The 13394-nt window shown below is 61.0% G+C and carries 16 protein-coding genes and 3 tRNA genes; 11 read left to right on the top strand and 8 right to left on the bottom strand.

Translation table 11 applies throughout. The features are described from left to right. Window positions 1-290: 290 nt before the first annotated feature. The 3 genes from NKH52_RS34335 to NKH52_RS34325 all read right to left on the bottom strand — a co-directional run bounded on the left by NKH52_RS34335 (window position 291) and on the right by NKH52_RS34325 (window position 1712). The gene (locus tag NKH52_RS34335; RefSeq protein ID WP_127291335.1) at window positions 291-530 is read right to left on the bottom strand and encodes a DUF6894 family protein; all 240 of its coding nucleotides are present in this window, start codon (window positions 528-530) and stop codon (window positions 291-293) included. A 9-nt stretch (window positions 531-539) separates the two neighbouring features. Next, entirely contained in the window at window positions 540-1265 is a 726-nt protein-coding gene (locus NKH52_RS34330) for a Crp/Fnr family transcriptional regulator (RefSeq protein ID WP_352736708.1), read from the bottom strand. Window positions 1266-1433: 168 nt separating this feature from the next. Further along, window positions 1434-1712, bottom strand: coding sequence for a hypothetical protein (locus tag NKH52_RS34325; RefSeq protein WP_352736706.1), 279 nt, complete (start codon window positions 1710-1712; stop codon window positions 1434-1436). A gap of 74 nt (window positions 1713-1786) precedes the next feature. Here NKH52_RS34325 and NKH52_RS34320 point away from each other — a divergent pair, with 74 nt between their 5' ends. Then, the gene (locus NKH52_RS34320; protein WP_352736704.1) at window positions 1787-2194 is read left to right on the top strand and encodes a response regulator; all 408 of its coding nucleotides are present in this window, start codon (window positions 1787-1789) and stop codon (window positions 2192-2194) included. 352 nt (window positions 2195-2546) lie between these two features. On the opposite strand, the gene NKH52_RS34315 is transcribed toward NKH52_RS34320, so the two are convergent. Then, window positions 2547-2622, bottom strand: a tRNA-Thr gene (locus NKH52_RS34315). A 156-nt stretch (window positions 2623-2778) separates the two neighbouring features. Here NKH52_RS34315 and NKH52_RS34310 point away from each other — a divergent pair. From NKH52_RS34310 to NKH52_RS34300, 3 genes are all read left to right on the top strand, one after another. Beyond that, window positions 2779-2946: a hypothetical protein gene (locus NKH52_RS34310; protein ID WP_013531392.1), complete on the top strand. Its 168-nt coding sequence runs from the start codon at window positions 2779-2781 to the stop codon at window positions 2944-2946. 209 nt (window positions 2947-3155) lie between these two features. After that, entirely contained in the window at window positions 3156-3374 is a 219-nt protein-coding gene (locus NKH52_RS34305) for a hypothetical protein (protein WP_352736702.1), read from the top strand. Window positions 3375-3819: 445 nt separating this feature from the next. Next, window positions 3820-4125, top strand: a complete 306-nt coding sequence (locus tag NKH52_RS34300) for a BA14K family protein (RefSeq protein ID WP_352736700.1) — start codon at window positions 3820-3822, stop codon at window positions 4123-4125. A gap of 365 nt (window positions 4126-4490) precedes the next feature. Here the strand turns inward: NKH52_RS34300 and bhcR are convergent, their stop codons facing one another. Continuing rightward, window positions 4491-5315, bottom strand: coding sequence for an HTH-type transcriptional regulator BhcR (gene bhcR / locus NKH52_RS34295; RefSeq protein WP_352736698.1), 825 nt, complete (start codon window positions 5313-5315; stop codon window positions 4491-4493). A 213-nt stretch (window positions 5316-5528) separates the two neighbouring features. Between bhcR and gcl the strand changes: the two genes are divergently transcribed. From gcl to NKH52_RS34280, 3 genes are read left to right on the top strand one after another with little or no spacing between them, the layout of a single operon-like run. Continuing rightward, window positions 5529-7310 (top strand): glyoxylate carboligase, encoded by a 1782-nt coding sequence (gene gcl, locus NKH52_RS34290; RefSeq protein ID WP_352736696.1) that lies wholly within the window; start codon window positions 5529-5531, stop codon window positions 7308-7310. A gap of 10 nt (window positions 7311-7320) precedes the next feature. Next, window positions 7321-8118: a 2-oxo-tetronate isomerase gene (otnI, locus tag NKH52_RS34285; RefSeq protein WP_352556243.1), complete on the top strand. Its 798-nt coding sequence runs from the start codon at window positions 7321-7323 to the stop codon at window positions 8116-8118. A 42-nt stretch (window positions 8119-8160) separates the two neighbouring features. Continuing rightward, window positions 8161-9078: a 2-hydroxy-3-oxopropionate reductase gene (locus NKH52_RS34280; RefSeq protein ID WP_352736694.1), complete on the top strand. Its 918-nt coding sequence runs from the start codon at window positions 8161-8163 to the stop codon at window positions 9076-9078. A 209-nt stretch (window positions 9079-9287) separates the two neighbouring features. Here NKH52_RS34280 and rlmB read toward each other — a convergent pair whose 3' ends face one another. After that, window positions 9288-10136, bottom strand: a complete 849-nt coding sequence (rlmB, locus tag NKH52_RS34275) for a 23S rRNA (guanosine(2251)-2'-O)-methyltransferase RlmB (protein WP_352736692.1) — start codon at window positions 10134-10136, stop codon at window positions 9288-9290. A gap of 198 nt (window positions 10137-10334) precedes the next feature. Here rlmB and NKH52_RS34270 point away from each other — a divergent pair. Together NKH52_RS34270 and NKH52_RS34265 are read left to right on the top strand one after the other, a co-directional pair. Further along, window positions 10335-10419, top strand: a tRNA-Tyr gene (locus tag NKH52_RS34270). A gap of 89 nt (window positions 10420-10508) precedes the next feature. Beyond that, a tRNA-Gly gene (locus NKH52_RS34265) sits at window positions 10509-10582 on the top strand. A 76-nt stretch (window positions 10583-10658) separates the two neighbouring features. On the opposite strand, the gene NKH52_RS34260 is transcribed toward NKH52_RS34265, so the two are convergent. Next, the gene (locus NKH52_RS34260; RefSeq protein WP_352439971.1) at window positions 10659-11123 is read right to left on the bottom strand and encodes a YidB family protein; all 465 of its coding nucleotides are present in this window, start codon (window positions 11121-11123) and stop codon (window positions 10659-10661) included. Between the two features lie 131 nt (window positions 11124-11254). Between NKH52_RS34260 and NKH52_RS34255 the strand changes: the two genes are divergently transcribed. Further along, entirely contained in the window at window positions 11255-11512 is a 258-nt protein-coding gene (locus NKH52_RS34255) for a GlsB/YeaQ/YmgE family stress response membrane protein (protein ID WP_352719748.1), read from the top strand. Between the two features lie 391 nt (window positions 11513-11903). Here the strand turns inward: NKH52_RS34255 and NKH52_RS34250 are convergent, their stop codons facing one another. Continuing rightward, window positions 11904-12791, bottom strand: coding sequence for a DMT family transporter (locus NKH52_RS34250; RefSeq protein ID WP_352736689.1), 888 nt, complete (start codon window positions 12789-12791; stop codon window positions 11904-11906). A gap of 312 nt (window positions 12792-13103) precedes the next feature. Between NKH52_RS34250 and NKH52_RS34245 the strand changes: the two genes are divergently transcribed. Then, on the top strand, window positions 13104-13394 hold a 291-nt coding region (locus NKH52_RS34245), incomplete at its 3' end, for a GTP-binding protein (protein ID WP_352968460.1).

Below are 13394 nucleotides of genomic sequence, written 5' to 3'. Positions count from 1 at the left end.
CTTGCCCAGCATGAAGGTTGAATCAGATTTGCACGCCTAAGGGAATCCCAAGCCGATTCAGTCTCATTTCATCCCGCTCTAGGGGTTCTTAGCGGCAGCGCGCCCCGCGCTGCTGGTCGAAGAAAGGGCAACCTTGGTCGGACCCGCATCGGTACTCACCCAAGTGGTCCGGGCCTACTTGATGGAACATCAGGTAATGCTAATGGTTATGGCTTGGCAGGGACCGCCCTCCCGGCACGTCCTCCTTGGACACGCCCGCTGCCGCCGTGAATGGGGCAGCGGGTGGCAGTTCAGAACCGATCCTCAACCACCTCGCTGAACGGCATCACGAGCACCGTTCTGCCGCTCTCGTCCGTGACTTCGAAGCTGCAGTCGAACCAACTGCGCATCGTGTCCATGCGAGTGTTGAAAACGAGATCACGCGCGTTCGCCAATGCATGGCCGTGCACGGCGCTGTCATCGGCCAGTTCGTCGCCCTCGTGGTCGGGGATTAGCCTTCCCCGGCAGCGCACGTTCATGAAGTAGCGCAAGTGCCCCTCTCATTGCTCTCGCTTGATGGGGAACTGGAACACGTTCGAGTATTCCCTCTCGGCATAACCATAGGCCTGTCCTGCGATCGATTCCAGCTTGGCGCGATCCTTCAGCAGGATCTGACCACGCGTGTTCTTGATCGCACCGACGCCCTCCAGCATCTGCACCGCAAGGGTCACACCGGGGCGACGCGCGCCCAGCATGATGCTCATGAACTCATGCGTTACAGGCATGTCGTCCTGTTCCAGCCGATCATGGGTCATAAGCAGCCAGCGCGCCAGCCGCTCCTCGATGGAGTAGCCAGCATTGGCATACGCGGTCTGACTGACTTGCACGATGAAGGTATGCACGAAGCGAAGAAGAAGCTCGCGCAGCGTGGGGCCGTGATCCATCGCCGCCTGCAACTCGGCCGCCCCAATACGAAATGCTTCACCCGCAGCCTGAACCATGCAGGTGTGAGGCGTGCGGTCGACGCCGAGCACGACAGAAATTCCCGCGAGGCCCTCTGATCCGACCATGCCTACCTCAAACCGTCCTTCCTCGGTGTCGGCGACAATTGAGGCAATCCCTCGTTCCGGGAAGGTTACATGCGTGATCTGCTGCTCCGCTTTGAACAAGTGTTCGCGGACCCCCAACGTGACCGGTTCGAGATGCGGCGCGATGAGCGCGAAGTCATCTGGCGACAAAGACGTCAGTAGCCGATTACGGATGTGCGGTTGATGAAGCTGAGCCACGCTCTCGCCTCCCAGTTTGGGGCAAGAGCACCGCATCTCAGCTATCTCTCAGTCGCCTGCGCCCAAAAAGTTAGCAGGCGATGGAGATTTATCCTCCTGAAATCGATCAGAGGCTACATTTAAACGTCAAACCAGCCGTTGGGTACGATTCGTACAATGGCTCCGTTGCTATGTTGCGGGCGGGAAGAGACACGGCGCGCTGGCCTCTTCAAACCGTAAGAACTTTTTGTCGTCGGGTGAAGAACGCACATGAGACCGGATTGCGGCGGCGTCTCTGACTTCCATGCGAACATGAGCGATATCGTCGAGCAGCGCACGCATTCGGGCCCGCTCATGCGCAAGGCTGGCGCGCAGGGCACGTGCTAGCTCCAGGTCATTCAGCACGGTGTCAATGGCGTTCATAGGCGGGTCAAAAGCGAGGCGTAGGTTGGTTTCATACCAAGCCATATCACATCCAAGTTACCCTTTAGATGGAACTAAAGTTCTGTCCCGCCGTTGCTTTGGCCGACGTAGGGGGCCTCATGAGCGACATTGCTATTCTGGTCGTCGAAGACGAACCCCTGATCCTGCTCGACCTTGAAACAGCTTTGCAGGAAGCTGGCTTTCTCGTCGTAGGAGTGCCGAATGCCGAAGCCGCCGTGGAGGCGTTTGATGAGGATCCAAGCAAGTTCGCCGGCCTCCTTACGGACATTCGCCTCGGCTCAGGAGAATCTGGGTGGGAAATAGCCAGGCATGTAAGGCGAGGCAACTCAAGCCTACCTGTGGTCTACGTCAGCGGCGATAGTGCGGATTTGTGGGGGTCTGAAGGCGTCCCAGACAGCGTGATGATCGTCAAGCCATTCTTCCTCCCCCAGATTATTACGGCGCTGTCGACACTGCTCAATCAGCAACACCCAACAGCAGCGAACGGAGGCGAACCCTCTCATTAGAGCAAGTCCGCGTATTGGAAGGCGAACACTGCTTCAGTGGGCGGATCACTATGTTCACCTACTTCGAAAGCCCCATAGCCCACCCCAGAGACAAGGCTAACGCGAACCCAATACAAACAGCCGCCAAGATCCACATTGTTGCTATCTCCGCTCGTTATGCGGGTAACAATGCAGAAAGCGATCAATGGTTGCACGCGGACGCGCGGCGCCTTGTCGACGTTGAGCCTCTACAGAACGGTTGCCGTAGGAATTGTCCTTGGGCGGGGCGACTCTTAAAAGGTGTCGCAATGGCAGCAGGTCGAACTCGGCGACGATAGATTTAATTGCTTGAATCTGTCATTTCGCACTGTGCTGGTGCCCCCGGACGGAATCGAACCGCCGACCTTCGGTTTACAAAACCGCTGCTCTACCAGCTGAGCTACAAGGGCACGGCGCTCCGGTTAGCATATTTGTTGCGCCAGTAAAGACAAAACTCCATTTTTTCCCGGCATGTCCCATGCGCTGTCGGGGCAGGGCATGCTGAAAAGCGCCGGATCGCTTCCTACATCCAGGGGAGGTGCAATCGCTTCGCGCAGGGGTGTCGCATGATCAGATTTGTCATCATTCTCCCGATCATCTTCGTGGCCTGGATGCTGCTGGTGAAGATCATCAGCGATGTGAAGAAGGCCAATGTCGACTGGACCGGCGTCACCACCATCATCGGCTTCATCGCGCTGGCGTTCTGGCTGCGTCATGTGACGGGCATGGGGTGAGGAAATTGGGGAATAGGGGAATAGGGGAATAGGGGAATAGGGGAATAGGGGGCGACGGTTCATTGGTGTCCCTTGCCGTCGTTGCTCGTTTGCGCCAATGGCGCCCCACAAAAAAAAATCTCCAAGCCCTTCGAACCTTTTGCCGCGCCGCGCCGACTGATGGTTAGAGGCGAATGGGTCGCCTCGATCAAAAGATCCAGGAGATCATCATGTTGAAGCGCATTCTTACCTCAGGCCTCGTCGCCGTCTTCGTCGTCACCGGCGCGCTCGCCGGCACTGTCGGCACGTCGTCCGCCCACGGCATGCACGGCCATCACCATCACCACCACAACCATCACAAGAAGCACTTCAAGAAGTTCTGGTGGAAGCACTACAACCACCACCACAACCATCACCACAGGCACGGCAGGGTGATCATTTTCCTTTGATGGAGAGACCCATTCTTCCAAGAGGGCGGCTTCGGCCGCCCTTTTCGCGTTGGCGATCACCTTGTGAAGTGGGACGGCAAAGCCGCCGATCTCCCCCTTTGCGGGGGAGATGTCCGGCAGGACAGAGGGGGGTGTGAAGGATCACCGGCTTCCCCATGAACTTTCTCTATTTTGTCCGTGCGGTTGCCTCGCCCTGATTGGTTGACAAGCTGGCGGGACAGAACCCCCCTCTGCCCTGCCGGGCATCTCCCCCGCAAGGGGGGAGATCAGCCGCATCAACTTCTTCGCCAAGCTCTCGCAAGGTCGCCGTCAGCATGACCTCGGTCGATCCGATTTCCCCGATCCCAGAAAAGTCGAAAAAAGATTCGAACCTTTTTTCGGGCCGCGACGACAGATGATCAAGAGGCGGATGGATCGCCTCGGTCAACGAAGCAAGGAGATCGTCATGTTCAAGAACACACTCGTTTCCGGCCTCATCGCCACTGCAGTTGCCGCCGCCACGCTGGCCGGCACCGTCCAGCCCTCGGCCGCCCACAGCCATCACCACAACCGCGAAATCGGCATCGGCATTGCCGCCGGCGTCGGCGGCTTCGTCCTCGGCAGCCTGCTCGCCCAGCCCCGCACCGTCTATGTCGACGAAGACGGCGGCTCGTGGCATGTCCGCCGCTGCTACGATCGCTACGCCAGCTACGACGGCGACTCCGATACCTATGTCGGCCACGACGGCTACCGTCACTACTGCCGTCTCTGAGAGGAGGTGGCGTTTCAATCACTGAAAAGAGGGGCGCCCCCGCAGCCTCTCTTTTCGCTGTTGGGGGCAAAGCTCTTGTCGAATTGATCGACAGCCAATGTTGGCGCCGCCCCTCATCTGCCTGTCGGCATCTTCTCCCCGTAAAACGGGGAGAAGGACGCTAGCCGCAGCACTCCGCACTTTTTTAGCCGCGTTGGAGATTGGCGAAATCGTTTAGACATCGTCCTTCTCCCCGTCACCATACGGGGAGAAGATGCCGGCAGGCAGATGAGGGGCAGCGCGAACCTCAGGCGACTACCTCCGACAGCCGGCCTCGCAAAAGCGACCCGCGGCGTCCGGCGCGGTGATCTTGGCGTAGAGCCTCGCTATCGGGCCGCCTTCACCCCGCCGATCATCCGGGTCACCTCGGCGGCGGCATCGCGCACCAGCGGGCCGATCTCGGCCAGCCGCTCCGGCGTCACCCGCACCGTTGGTCCCGACACCGAAACGCCGCCGATCGGCTCGCCGAATTCGTTGAAGATGGCGGCTGCCACGCAGCGCATGCCGGGATGCCGCTCCTCGTCGTCGACCGACCAGCCGCGCAGCTTGATCCGCGCCAGATCGTGGGCAAGCGCCGAAATGTCGGAAAGCGTCCTGTCTGTGAAGCGCTGCAGTCCGGCCTTGCGCAAGATGACGCCGACGCGCTCCGGCTCGAGATGCGCCAGCACCGCCTTGCCGATGCCCGACGCATGGAACGGGCTGCGCGTGCCCGGCCGGAAGAAGGCGCGGATCGCCTGGTGCGTCTCGATCTGGCTGACGAAGACCACGCAATCGTCCTCGGCGACGCCGAGATTGGCGGTCTCGCCGGTTCTTTCCATCAGCTCCTGCATGACGACACGGGCGCGGTCGACCAGCTTGCGGCGGCGCAGGAAGGCCGCGCCCATGCGGTAGGTCTCGACGCCGATCGACCAGAGCTGGTCTGATGTGTCGAATTCGACCATGCCGTGGTTTTGCAGCGTCGTCAGCATGCGGTAGGCGGTGGAGGCGGCAAGGCCGCTCTGCGCAGAGATCTCGCTCAGCGACAGGCCGCTGCCTTCCGCGACAATGGCCAGGATGCGCAGCGCCCGGTCGAGCGACTGCACCGAGCTGGCCTCCCATGGCCCGTTGAAAGCGCGCGGCCGTCCGCGCTGGCGTTTTTCGGTGGTTTCCATGCAGTCAATCTCGGCCGGTTTCGCCAAATGCACAATGAAAAAGTTTTTCACTATGTTCGCGGGTGGATTCTTGGAAAACAGAAAATCAAATAAAATCAAGAAAATGACGCCGTTTTCTAGAAATGAAAAAATATTCTGAAAAAATTGAAAAATAACCGGCGTGCTGACATCCTTGGCCAATCCAACAATGACAAACCTGTGGAGGGCTGGAAAATGGCCAGGATGCGCGCTGTCGATGCCGCGGTTCTCGTTCTCGAAAAGGAAGGCATTTCCTGCGCTTTCGGCGTGCCGGGCGCGGCGATCAATCCGTTCTATTCGGCAATGAAGGCGAGGGGCACGATCCGCCATGTGCTTGCCCGTCACGTCGAGGGCGCCTCGCACATGGCGGAAGGTTTCACCCGCGCCAAGGCGGGCAATATCGGCCTGTGCATCGGCACTTCGGGTCCAGCCGGCACCGACATGATCACCGGGCTCTATTCGGCCGCCGCGGATTCCATTCCGATCCTGTGCATCACTGGTCAGGCGCCGCGGGCGCGGCTGAACAAGGAGGATTTCCAGGCCGTCGACATATCAGCCATTGCCGCGCCGGTCGCCAAGTGGGCGGTCACCGTCATGGAACCCTACCTCGTCCCGATGGCGCTGCAGAAGGCGTTTCACCTGATGCGCTCGTCACGTCCCGGCCCGGTGCTGATCGACCTGCCGGTCGACGTGCAACTCGCCGAAATCGAATTCGACATCGACGCCTATGAGCCGTTGACGCCGTTCAAGCCGGCCATGACGCGCGCCCAGGCCGAAAAGGCGTTGACGATGCTCAACGCCGCCGAAAAGCCGCTGATCGTCGCCGGCGGCGGTATCATCAACGCCGATGCGTCCGATCTGCTCATCGAATTCGCTGAGATTTCAGGCGTGCCGGTCATCCCGACCTTGATGGGCTGGGGAGCGATCCCCGACGACCACCGGCTGATGGCCGGCATGTGCGGACTGCAGACCTCGCACCGCTATGGCAATGCGACGATGCTGGAAGCGGACTTCGTCTTCGGCATCGGCAACCGCTGGGCCAACCGCCACACCGGCTCCGTCGATGTCTACACCAAGGGCAAAAAATTCATCCATGTCGACATCGAGCCGACGCAGATCGGCCGTGTCTTCGCGCCGGATCTCGGCGTCGTTTCGGATGCCGGTGCCGCACTGAAGATGCTGCTCGACGTCGCCACCGAGTGGAAGACGGCGGGCAAGCTGCGCGACTGGTCCGGCTGGGCTAAGGAATGCCAGGCCCGCAAGAAGACGATGAAGCGCAAGACGCATTTCGACCAGGTGCCGCTGAAGCCGCAGCGTGTCTATGAGGAGATGAACAAGGCGTTCGGCCGCGACGTCACCTATGTCACCACGATCGGCCTGTCGCAGATTGCCGGGGCGCAGTTCCTGCATGTCTACAAGCCGCGCAACTGGATCAATTGCGGCCAGGCCGGCCCGCTCGGCTGGACCTTGCCGGCTGCTCTTGGCGTTCGCGCCGCCGACCCGGACCGCACCATCGTGGCGCTGTCGGGCGACTATGATTTCCAGTTCATGATCGAGGAACTGGCGGTCGGCGCACAGCACAAATTGCCCTATCTGCATGTCGTCGTGAACAACGCCTATCTCGGCCTGATCCGCCAGGCGCAGCGTGGGTTCTCGATGGATTTCGAGGTCGATCTCGCCTTCGAGAATATCAACCGATCAGGCGAACCGGAGGCCGGCTATGGCGTCGACCACGTTGCGGTCGCCGAAGCGATGGGCTGCAAGGCGGTCAGGGTGCGCAAGCCGGAAGAGTTCGCCGCCGCCTTCAAGGAGGCGCAGCGGCTGATGAAAGAACACCGGGTGCCGGTCGTGCTCGAATTCATCCTCGAACGCGTCACCAACATCTCCATGGGCACCGAGATCGACAAGATCACCGAATTCGAGGAGCTTGCCGAACATCAGGAAGATGCGCCGACAGCGATCGTGATGTTGGATTAGGAGAAAAAGAATGCCGCGGTTTTCAGCCAATCTTTCGATGCTCTTTGGCGAGCATGAGTTCCTCGACCGTTTCGATGCCGCCGCTCGCGCCGGCTTCAAGGGCGTCGAATATATCGGCCCCTACGACCATGCGCCCGATGTCGTCGCGGCCCGGCTGAAGAAGAACGGTCTGACCCAGGTGCTGTTCAATCTTCCGGCCGGCGACTGGGGCAAGGGCGAACGCGGCATTGCGGTGCTGCCGGACCGTGTGCCGGAATTCCGCCAGGGCATCGCCAAGGCGATCACCTACGCGCAGGCGCTCGGCTGCCAGCAGGTCAATTGCCTGGCCGGCATCGCGCCGGCCAGCGCCGACCGCAAGGTGCTGGAGGATGTCTTTGCCGAAAACCTCGCCTTCGCGGCGGAAAAGCTGGAGCAGGCCGGCATCAGGCTGCTGATAGAGCCGATCAACACGCGCGATATTCCGGGCTTCTTCCTCAACTATTCCGATCAGGCCTTGGCGCTGATCGATCGCGTCGGCTCGAAAAACCTGTTCCTGCAATACGACATCTATCACATGCAGATCATGGAGGGGGATCTCGCCCGGACCATCGAGGCTAACCTTGGCCGCATCGCGCATATTCAGCTTGCGGATAATCCCGGCCGTCACGAGCCGGGGACGGGCGAGATCAATTTTCCGTTTCTGTACGAGCATATCGACCGCATCGGTTATGCCGGCTGGGTCGGGGCTGAGTACAAGCCTAAGGCCGGGACGGAGGCTGGCTTGGGGTGGCTTCGGGAGTTGGCCGGGCAGGGAAGTGCTGCGGCGTAAGCACTAGAGGGGGCGTTTCACACAGTCATTTGGAGAACCACAATGGAAATCATCGGCTTCATCGGCCTCGGCATCATGGGCGCGCCGATGGCGGGGCATCTGCTGGACGCGGGTTACAAGGTCATCGCCAGCGACCATCGCTCCAAGCCGCCGGCCGATCTCGTCGCCAAAGGCCTGAAGACCGTCACCGGCCACGCCGCCGTGGCCAAGGCTGCAGACATCATCATCCTGATGGTGCCCGACACCCCGCAGGTGGCCGATGTGCTGTTTAGCGACAATGGCGTCGCGTCCGGCCTGTCGAAGGGCAAGCTGGTCATCGACATGAGCTCGATCTCCCCGATCGAGACCAAAATGTTCGCAAAGAAGATCAACGATCTCGGCTGCGACTATCTCGATGCACCGGTCTCGGGCGGCGAGGTTGGCGCCAAGGCGGGGTCGCTGACCATCATGGTCGGCGGCGAGGAAAAACCCTTCGAGCGCGCAAAACCCGTGTTCGAGAAGATGGGAAAGAACATCACCCTGGTCGGGCCGAATGGCGTCGGCCAGACCACCAAGGTGGCCAACCAGATCGTCGTTGCGCTGACCATTGAAGCCGTCGCCGAAGCGCTTGTTTTTGCATCGAAAGCCGGCGCCGATCCGGCCAAGGTCAGGCAGGCGCTGATGGGCGGGCTGGCGGCTTCGCGCATTCTGGAAGTGCATGGCGAGCGCATGGTCAAGCGCACCTTCGCGCCTGGTTTCCGCATCGAACTGCACCAGAAGGATCTGAACCTCGCGCTGGAGGGCGCGAAGGCGCTCGGCGTTTCCTTGCCCAACACCTCGACGACTCAGCAGCTGTTCAATTCCTGCGCGGCCAATGGCGGCGCCAAGGAGGATCATTCGGCGCTGGTCAGGGCGCTGGAGCGGATGGCCAATTTCGAGGTCGGCAGCGAGGCAGCCGACGCCCGGGGCAAAGCGGCATAGGTCGGGAGAGGGCGGCGCAACGTTCCCAAGCCGCAAACTCCTGGCCCGTCGAAGAACGGGTTCCGGCGTCTGTCGGGACCCGTTTCTCGTTTCGAGATATTTTTGGCTTAGAGCATTCCACCGTTTCACGGAAATGGCGAAATGCTCTAACTCTTTGTCTTGACGCAATTCTGGAAGGAAAACCGCTTCACACTTTTCCTAGAATTGCTCTAGCCGCGCTTCAAAAATGTCCGCGCCACGTAAAGGCTGATCGCCGCGGCATTAGACACGTTGAGCGAATGGATGGCGCCGGGCATGTCGAGCCGAGCCAGCGTCGTCACCGTCTCGCGGGTCTTCTGGCGCAGGCCCTTGCCTTCGGCGCCCAGCACCAGAGCGATCTTTTCCCCGGCAAAGCTCTTTTCGAGCTCGGCCGGCGCGTCCGAATCAAGCCCGATGGTGCGGAAGCCCGCCTCGTGCAGCTGGCCGAGCGCGTCGGCGAGGTTCTTCACCTCGATCTGGTCGATGTGCTCCAGCGCGCCGGAGGCGGATTTCGCCAGCACGCCCGATTCCTGCGGGCTGTGGCGGGCCGTGGTGATCAGCGCGCCGGCGCCGAAGGCGACCGCCGAGCGCAGGATGGCCCCGACATTGTGCGGGTCGGTGATCTGGTCGAGCACCAGCACCAGCTTCGCGTCACCAAGCGCATCGAGCCGCTTGGCTTTAAGCGGCTCGGCCTCGATCAGCACACCCTGATGCACGGCGTCCGACCCGGTGATCTTGTCGATGTCCCTGGGTTCGACCAGTTCGGTCTTGAAGGGCAGGGCGGCGAGATCGGCGATTTCCAGTCGCTCGGCCGCGTTGCGCGTCACCAGCATCTTCCTGATCTTGCGGCGCGGATTGTCGAGTGCGGCGCGCACGGTGTGCAGGCCGTAGAGCCGCACCAGGCCGTCCGCGGCATTTTCGCCCGGCCGAACCGGCTGTCGCGGCCTGAACGCCGGCGCGCCGCCGCTTTTCTCGTCGCGATAGGCGCGGCGCAGCTTGGCGTAATGGGTGTCTTTGAGGGTGTTGGTTTTGTCGCTCATGGCTGGCTTCTATAGCGGTGTCCTCCGGCCAAGGATATGGCCTGTCACTACAGCCGGCGAACAGAAACGAAAAACCCTGGTTGCGCGGTTGACACCCAATGGGCTTGCCGCCATAAGGCGCTGCGCTGGTTTCGGAGAACACATAACTCGGGTCCGGATCGGCGTGAATGCCTCGTTGCATGGCTCCGGCGGCAGACTGGAGAGGTGCCCGAGTGGTTAAAGGGGACGGACTGTAAATCCGTTAGCTTAGCTTACGTTGGTTCGAATCCAACCCTCTCCACCACTGCCGGCCCGGAAGCCCTGAAACGTGACAAGAATCGGACCGAAAAGTGCATGGCGCTTTTCGGATGAATCCGGTACTTCAGGAACGGCGCGGGTATAGCTCAGTGGTAGAGCAGCAGCCTTCCAAGCTGAATATGCGGGTTCGATTCCCGCTACCCGCTCCAGACACTCATCCCATCACCGACAAGCGGGAACACTGCGCACGAGGCGCAGCGCTCCAATTGCAGTGTCCGCGCCGCGTCAGCTGTTGAACGCGGTGGCGACCTGGTGCTGCTGCGGCACCTGGCCGTTCGGCGTCAGTCTGTCGACGATGCCGGGCAGGGCGGTGGACAGTTGCTTGAGCAGTTCCTGCTCGTCCAGCCCGGTCCGTTGCGCGATCTCGCGAATGATCTGCGGTCCGATCGCGGCGCCAAGATCGTTGGCGTTGATCGGCTGGTTCTGCCCGGTGCCGACCCAGGAGTCGGCGGCATTGCCGTGGCCGGCATTTCTGAGCTTGTCGAGCAGGCCGCCCAATCCGCCAGCCAGGCCACCATCGGCGGATGTGGTTTCCGTCGGGACGGGGGCGGTCGGAGCGGGCGCGGGAGACTGCTCTGGCTCTTCGGCACTTCTGCCGCTCAGCATCTTGCCGACCAGCAATGCGCCGAGCGCGATCATCAGGGGTTTGGTGATGTTGCCGCCGGGAACGGCATTGTCAAAAAGTCCCATAGTGGATCCTCCATAGCGACCAAGGCCCGACCCCTCATCAACAATGAAGCATTCGGGCGGAATTTCAAGCTGGCTTGAGGTTTTGACAATCCTATGAAAATGTCGGCTGGCGAGGGGATGGAGAGGAAAAAATGGGTATCATCAGCTGGATCATTCTCGGCGTGATCGCCGGTTTCATAGGCAGCAAGATCGTCAACAAGACCGGCCAGGGTGTCATCATGGATATCGTGCTGGGCATCGTCGGCGCCATTGTCGGCGGTCTGATCTTCAGTGCCTTCGGCGCGTCAGGCGTCACGGGCCTCAACATCTACAGTCTGATCGTTGCCGTGATCGGCGCGGTGGTCGTTCTGTGGGCCTATCATCAGTTCAGCGCAAGGCGGACGCTTTAGGCGCCTGCGGATCGTCTGAGGTTTCGAGTTTCCGAAGGCAAGACCGGCTTCAGGCCTGTACGTGCAGCGGCTCGTCTATGGCATCAACACTGCATCGGCGGCGACGAAAAAGATCAGCGTTCCCGCGATGAACACCGCCCAGCCGACAAGCGACTTGCGGATAGCGGCCTTGTGCTCGGCGTCGGAGCTCTTGTTTTGGTCAAAATCGGTCAGGGGAACTCCCTTGGCTGATTGATCATCTCGTCGTCGATCGAACGATGCTTCGCCGACTAGACGATCTTTTTTCGGCCCGGCAACTGCTCATGCACGCCTGCTTGGATGCGGAGGCTCCAGGTCTTTGTTTTATGCATGTCGTTCTCCCAAAACCGGGGCCACTTTTGGGCGACATGCATTAGGCGACGACGGCCAGCCGGCGCTGGCGCTGATCCAGCGACACGATGGTCAGCCCGCTGCCGACGACCAGCAGGATGCCACAGATCGCCAGTGTGTTGGGGAACTGCCCGAACACCAGCAGGCCCGAAATGACCGCCCAGACGGTGAAGCAATAGTAGAACGGCGCCACGGCGCTGGTCGGTCCGACGCGATAGGCCATGAAGATGAAGAAATGGCCGAAGATCAGGAAAAATCCGGCGCCGGCCATCAGCAGCAGGTGATGTGCCCCGGGCATGACCCAGCGCTCTGAAACCAGATGCGCGGCGCCGGCGCCGATCAGCACCACCACGACTGCGGAAATCGCCACGATCATCCCCGGCACCTCGGCCGAGACCCGCCGGCCGGCGAGGTCGCGCGCCGCCGCGAGGGCTGCGTTGCCGAGCGCCAGCAGGGCGTAGACCGAAATGCCTTGCATGGTCGGCTGCGCCACCATCAGCGCGCCGACGAAGCCGAGCCCGATCAGCGCCATGCGCCGGCCGCCGATCCGCTCGCCAAACAAGATCGAGGAGCCGACCAGCATCAAGAGCGGCGTGATCTGGCCGAGCGCGGTGGAATCCGCGATCTGCATGTTGGCGAGCGCGACGACATAGCAAAGGATCGCCGCCAGCTCGAGCACGTTCCGGCTCAGTACGCGCTTGTCGAAGATCAGCGGGATCTGCTTGCCGTAGCCCAGCGCGAACAACAGCGGGAAGCCCCAAAGGGCTGCCGCGGCACCCCGCAGAAACAGCACTTCATAGGACGGCAGGCCTGCCGTCGCGAGTTTCATCATCGTGTCGTTGACGAGATACGACCCCGTCGAGACGATCATGAACAGCGGGCCGCGGATCGAGGCAGGGATTAAATGCATTTGGTCACAAGATCAGAGGCGGGTGGTGGCGGCAATGGTCCATGGCCTGGCCATGATTCAGACAGGGCCGGGCAAGCAAGCCAGCGCTTTCGCGGCCTCGATCGGTCGGCCCGCTACCCCTTCATTTTGCCCAGAGCCTTCCTATATCAGCGTCATATCCCCGCAATCGGATCGATGGTTCGGACTGAGTGAGACGGCACCCGGCCAAAAGACGCTTGTGTTTTTTGGCCTTTGTCGCTAATCGCCCCGCATTCGACTGAACTGAACGTCTTCGACCGAACTGAAGATCCGGGCCGTCCAAGGAAAGAGACAATGGCAAAAGGTAAATTCGAGCGTAACAAGCCTCACGTGAACATCGGCACGATTGGCCACGTCGACCATGGCAAGACGTCGCTGACGGCTGCGATCACCAAGTATTTTGGCGAATACAAGCGCTACGACCAGATCGACGCCGCGCCTGAAGAGAAGGCGCGCGGCATCACGATCTCGACGGCGCACGTCGAATACGAGACGGCCAACCGCCACTACGCTCACGTCGACTGCCCCGGCCACGCCGACTATGTGAAGAACATGATCACCGGTGCCGCGCAGATGGACGGCGCG

Origin of the sequence: Mesorhizobium sp. M1066, assembly GCF_040318635.1 — a bacterium.
Lineage (GTDB): Bacteria > Pseudomonadota > Alphaproteobacteria > Rhizobiales > Rhizobiaceae > Mesorhizobium.
Note: the sequence above shows the minus strand (reverse complement) of the source record. Positions and strands in the feature narration are given on the sequence as shown.

What these genes read in the sequence shown, in the direction of transcription:
- NKH52_RS34325 (WP_352736706.1), bottom strand. Translation starts at nt 1,712, where the DNA reads ATGGCTTGGTATGAAACCAACCTACGCCTCGCTTTTGACCCGCCTATG.
- NKH52_RS34320 (WP_352736704.1), top strand. Translation starts at nt 1,787, where the DNA reads ATGAGCGACATTGCTATTCTGGTCGTCGAAGACGAACCCCTGATCCTG.
- NKH52_RS34310 (WP_013531392.1), top strand. Translation starts at nt 2,779, where the DNA reads ATGATCAGATTTGTCATCATTCTCCCGATCATCTTCGTGGCCTGGATG.
- NKH52_RS34305 (WP_352736702.1), top strand. Translation starts at nt 3,156, where the DNA reads ATGTTGAAGCGCATTCTTACCTCAGGCCTCGTCGCCGTCTTCGTCGTC.
- NKH52_RS34300 (WP_352736700.1), top strand. Translation starts at nt 3,820, where the DNA reads ATGTTCAAGAACACACTCGTTTCCGGCCTCATCGCCACTGCAGTTGCC.
- bhcR (WP_352736698.1), bottom strand. Translation starts at nt 5,315, where the DNA reads ATGGAAACCACCGAAAAACGCCAGCGCGGACGGCCGCGCGCTTTCAAC.
- gcl (WP_352736696.1), top strand. Translation starts at nt 5,529, where the DNA reads ATGGCCAGGATGCGCGCTGTCGATGCCGCGGTTCTCGTTCTCGAAAAG.
- otnI (WP_352556243.1), top strand. Translation starts at nt 7,321, where the DNA reads ATGCCGCGGTTTTCAGCCAATCTTTCGATGCTCTTTGGCGAGCATGAG.
- NKH52_RS34280 (WP_352736694.1), top strand. Translation starts at nt 8,161, where the DNA reads ATGGAAATCATCGGCTTCATCGGCCTCGGCATCATGGGCGCGCCGATG.
- rlmB (WP_352736692.1), bottom strand. Translation starts at nt 10,136, where the DNA reads ATGAGCGACAAAACCAACACCCTCAAAGACACCCATTACGCCAAGCTG.
- NKH52_RS34260 (WP_352439971.1), bottom strand. Translation starts at nt 11,123, where the DNA reads ATGGGACTTTTTGACAATGCCGTTCCCGGCGGCAACATCACCAAACCC.
- NKH52_RS34255 (WP_352719748.1), top strand. Translation starts at nt 11,255, where the DNA reads ATGGGTATCATCAGCTGGATCATTCTCGGCGTGATCGCCGGTTTCATA.
- NKH52_RS34250 (WP_352736689.1), bottom strand. Translation starts at nt 12,791, where the DNA reads ATGCATTTAATCCCTGCCTCGATCCGCGGCCCGCTGTTCATGATCGTC.